The sequence below is a fragment of the Luteimonas sp. A537 genome (assembly GCF_054052065.1).
Genome location: NZ_JBSVRH010000015.1, coordinates 1 through 4,174, shown reverse-complemented (window position 1 = coordinate 4,174; position 4,174 = coordinate 1). Strand labels below are relative to the sequence as shown.

Below are 4,174 nucleotides of genomic sequence, written 5' to 3'. Positions count from 1 at the left end.
AAGCCACTGGTACAGCGCACCGTGTGCCGCGTGGCGGCTAACAATTCATTCAAGCCGAACCCGCTTCGCGGGTCGGCTTAATTCCGGCGTTAGACCTGCAGGGAGAGAGAGATGGGGGCTTGGGGAAATGGGTCGTTCGATAACGACGATGCTGCGGACTTCCTTGCGGACTTCCTTGCGGACGTCACTGACAGTTCGGATCTAGCATTGATTGGTGAGATCTTCGCTACTGTGCTCGGCGCTGAGGAGTATCTTGAGGCGCCTGATGCCAGTCAGGCCATTGCTGCAGCGGAAATAGTAGCTGCGGCAGCTGGTCGGGCAACCCCGGCAGCCCTGGAAGAAGAGGAGCTATCGGAATGGCTGGCTCGCGTCAAACCAGCAGTCGATCCAAGCTTGGTACAACAAGCCGTGCAAGTCTTGGATCGGGTCATCGGCGAGAACTCTGAACTTCGAGAGCTGTGGGAGGAAGCAGATGAACTCTCAGACTGGGAGGCAACTGTTGTGGCTCTGCGATCGCAGTTGCAGGTCTAACAATTCATTCAAGCCGACACCGCTTCGCGGCGCGGCTTAATTCAGGCGTTAGACCGCAGGAATAGTTCTATGCATCCATCCATAAAGGCCATGTGGGCTGAATTCTTAGCCCAGCAACCACGGACTTCTTCACTCACAGAAGAGCCGCCTAAAGCGTGGTACTTCTGCGACAACGAGGAAGATGCTAATGACTGCGCACGTCTTGTTGCATTGGACATAAAGCGGGCAACAGCCTCGTCACTTTGGTCCTTCGAAAGTAGCGACGAGACTCTTCCGAAGATAGGGGATCTGAACATAGTCACAGATTGGGGCGGCAATGCCGTGTGTGTTATCCGCACGACAGGTGTTCAAGTCATCCCCTTCAATGAAATAACAGAATCGAACGCCAGAACAGAAGGTGAGGGAGATGGCACTCTCGAGTGGTGGCGGAAAGTCCATTGGGCCTATTACAGCCGCGAGTTTGAAGGGAGCGGCCGCGCCCCTAAAACTGATATGCCTATCGTATTCCAAGAATTTGAACGCATTTTTCCCCGGGGTGCGGTCTAACAATGCGTTCAAGCCGAAACCGCTTCGTTACGGCAAAGTCATGGCAGGAAAAGCTTGCCATGACTTTGCCTCCACTACGCGGTTCGGCTTAACTTAGGCGTTAGGCACCAGATGAGCACCGCCATGAACTGGAAGACGATCATCCTCGGTGCCGCTGCTCTCCTTGTCGCACAGACGTTGGTCGGCTTCGTTGAAGGCGGTTTTGGCGCTAGTAGCGTTAGGTCTGCCTTAGCGCAGCTGCTGCTTGGTAGCTTGGCCTCTCTCCTTCTGACTACCGCCATCTTTTGGGCGATGGCCACCCGCACTGATGCGCGGCCATTTGTGCACGCATGCCTGGCCCTCACGCTGGTGGTGGCGCTCTCTCTCGCTCTGGCTTCACTAATGTCGTATTTGTTTGGTACCAAGCCTCATCTTGTACTTGTAGCAGTGGAGTGGATTACCCTCTTGGTAGCACTGCTGGTAGGCACGACCTTAGGCATTCGTCGTCGCGGCACGTCGGCTGATGCCTAACAATTCGTTCAAGGGGATGCCGCTTCGCGGCACCCCTTAACTCAGGCGTTAGGCCTCATGACAAGCGACATCGCTGACCACGTTTCCATTCTGCTCCAAGAGCGCTGTGGCACGTCAACCAAGGCTACTCTGGCGGACGGGCAAACATACATAACGTCGCTTGGGGTCGTGACATGGGCGCCGTTTTTGACCACATCACAACCAACATTTCGCCCGCCCCAGATTTCAAGCACACCACTGACTTTTTCACCACCGACAAAGTGGTGCTTTTGGTTGCGTCGGAGTCTGGAGCTGTGTTGTATCGCAAGTTCGCGGATGAGGCCTAACAATTCATTCAAGCCGAACCCGCATCTTGGCTTCGCTGAAATACTCGGTTTCTGCTTTAATCTCGGCTTACAACCGATCCGTTGCGGGTCGGCTTAATTCAGGCGTTAGGCGCGCATATGCAACTCGTCAGACTGATGGTTTTTTGCTCCATGCTCCTTTGGGCATCGTCCTTGCTTGCAACGACGTCTCTCGGATTCGGTGGTGACGGATACTCAATCTCCATGGAGATTGGTCACGACACTGAGCCGGTGGTTGCGAGTCTCAATGTCCGCACGCCCCGTACGCCAGTTGGCGTACACCTTTATGGCAACTTCAACACGGTTGCGTTCGACGTCAAGAAGCGCATCTTGTTCATCGAGTTCGTGCAACAGAACGCGGGACGAGAGCCGGGTTCGTTCACCCTCGATGTTAAAGGGGAAGAGGCGACGCTTCGGATAGACAACAAGGTGATCACACGTCCGTTTAGCTGGTTCATGTAGGTCGTGTGCGCGCCTAACAATTCATTCAAGCCGACACCGCTTCGCGGCGCGGCTTAATTCAGGCGTTAGGCCGCATATGAAACGCTTTCTCAGCTTGATAGTTCTGTCTCTGGCAACCTCGCCGGTGCTCGCCTTGGATCCTCTAGACCAGGGAGTGTTTGCTCTCGTGAGCAACAAAGGAACCGTTACCAATAAGGTAGCCAGGCTCAGTTTGGTTGAAGGGCAGTGGCACGTTGAAGATCGCCGGTCAGATGGAACTTGGCAGGACGTAACTTGTGGCCGGGATTGTGCCTTGAGAGTCTCTACTTCAGCTGAAGTGAAAGAGTTCACTAAAGACACGTATCTTGTCGATACGACCCTTGCCTGCGTTCACAACATGGCCTTCGCTTTCTGCAGTGATGCTTCTGTTACTTACCACATGCTTGCGTTCTCAGAGGGGCAGGTTATTCCGCTCTCGTGGGTTCGTCTGAAAACGGACCCGTTGCCTCCGGCAGATGCGCCCTAACAATGCGTTCAAGCCGACGCCGCATCGGGTCGCAAACCACATGGCAGGAAAAGCTTGCCATGTGCTTCACGCCCCGCTGCGGCGCGGCTTAACTTAGGTGTTAGGCCTCAAACACATATGAGCGCGTACTTGTGGGTAGGACTCGGCGGCTTCATCGGCTCGATGGCCCGTTACGCTGTGAGCGTCGGGTTGGGTGCTGCGCCGACGGATCGCTTTCCGTGGGCTACTTTCGCGGTCAATTGTTTGGGCTGTCTGCTGATCGGCCTGCTCGTAGGCGCTTCTGCCAAGGCATCCGTCTCGGAGCCGGTTCGCCTCTTCCTGGTCACTGGCATCCTCGGTGGCTTCACGACCTTTTCGGCGTTCGGGCTGGAGTCGCTCACCCTTCTGCGCCGCGGAGAGACCAGCCTTGCCCTGCTGTACATTCTTGGCAGCGTCCTCGTGGGCGTTGCGGCGGTCTGGCTCGGGCTTCGTTTCACCAGCGGGGCAGAGGCCTAACAATGCGTTCAAGCCGACACCGCATCGGGGCGCAAACCACATGGCAGGAAAAGCTTGCCATGTGCTTCACGCCCCGCTGCGGCGCGGCTTAACTTAGGTGTTAGGCCCCTAATGTCACTTCCAAGCTTCCCTTACCACCCCAATCCCATCGCGACCGGTGCGATTCGCTCCGGACCGGAGGTCTGCGTTTGCTGTGAGTTGGCGCGGGGATACATTTATGTTGGCCCCGTGTACTCGATCAAAGAACTTGGAAGTTCGCTCTGCCCATGGTGCATCGCTGACGGCACCGCTGCGAGGAGATTTTCCGCTTCATTTTCTGACTCTTGGTCCTTCTCAGACGTCGGCCTTCCGGTATCTGTAACAGACGAGGTTGAGCATAAGACTCCCGGGTACGACTCTTGGCAAGGTGAGAATTGGCTGCAGCATTGCAGCGACATCTGTGAGTTTCACGGCGACGCCACGGTCCAAGACATCCAGGCGGCTGCTGATGAGGGCCGAGTACAAGATATCCCTGACTTCAATGTCAGCCCCACCGAGTGGTCGCGCATTCTCGAGCACTACAAGCCCAAAGGCGATCCATCGTTCTACAAATTCGTGTGCCGACACTGTCAAGCAGTACTCTTCGCATGGGACTGCTCCTAAATGCCGGGGCCTAACAATTCATTCAAGCCGAAACCGCTTCGCGGTTCGGCTTAATTCAGCAACTGTCTTGAAGCGTGCCGTTCAAGCCAGTGCCAGGCCCTCGGCCCGCAGCTCGTCACGCCGCCTGGCATTGATGATC

At 55.9% G+C, this 4,174-nt stretch carries 7 protein-coding genes; all 7 read left to right on the top strand.

All coding sequences use genetic code 11. From position 1 onward, the window contains the following. Positions 1–111: 111 nt before the first annotated feature. Positions 112–531, top strand: coding sequence for a DUF4259 domain-containing protein (locus ACW7GZ_RS14805; RefSeq protein WP_457010029.1), 420 nt, complete (start codon positions 112–114; stop codon positions 529–531). A 69-nt stretch (positions 532–600) separates the two neighbouring features. Further along, positions 601–1,077: an ASCH domain-containing protein gene (locus tag ACW7GZ_RS14800; protein WP_457010027.1), complete on the top strand. Its 477-nt coding sequence runs from the start codon at positions 601–603 to the stop codon at positions 1,075–1,077. 111 nt (positions 1,078–1,188) lie between these two features. Then, the gene (locus ACW7GZ_RS14795; RefSeq protein ID WP_457010025.1) at positions 1,189–1,587 is read left to right on the top strand and encodes a hypothetical protein; all 399 of its coding nucleotides are present in this window, start codon (positions 1,189–1,191) and stop codon (positions 1,585–1,587) included. Between the two features lie 548 nt (positions 1,588–2,135). Further along, complete coding sequence (locus tag ACW7GZ_RS14790; protein WP_457010023.1) at positions 2,136–2,393, top strand: hypothetical protein; 258 nt, start codon at positions 2,136–2,138, stop codon at positions 2,391–2,393. Positions 2,394–2,469: 76 nt separating this feature from the next. Further along, positions 2,470–2,898 carry a hypothetical protein gene (locus ACW7GZ_RS14785; protein WP_457010021.1) on the top strand — a complete coding sequence of 143 codons (429 nt, stop codon included), beginning with the start codon at positions 2,470–2,472 and terminating at the stop codon, positions 2,896–2,898. Between the two features lie 117 nt (positions 2,899–3,015). Further along, the gene (gene crcB, locus ACW7GZ_RS14780) at positions 3,016–3,393 is read left to right on the top strand and encodes a fluoride efflux transporter CrcB (protein WP_457010019.1); all 378 of its coding nucleotides are present in this window, start codon (positions 3,016–3,018) and stop codon (positions 3,391–3,393) included. A 111-nt stretch (positions 3,394–3,504) separates the two neighbouring features. Beyond that, complete coding sequence (locus ACW7GZ_RS14775) at positions 3,505–4,035, top strand: CbrC family protein (protein WP_457010017.1); 531 nt, start codon at positions 3,505–3,507, stop codon at positions 4,033–4,035. Positions 4,036–4,174: the final 139 nt, after the last annotated feature.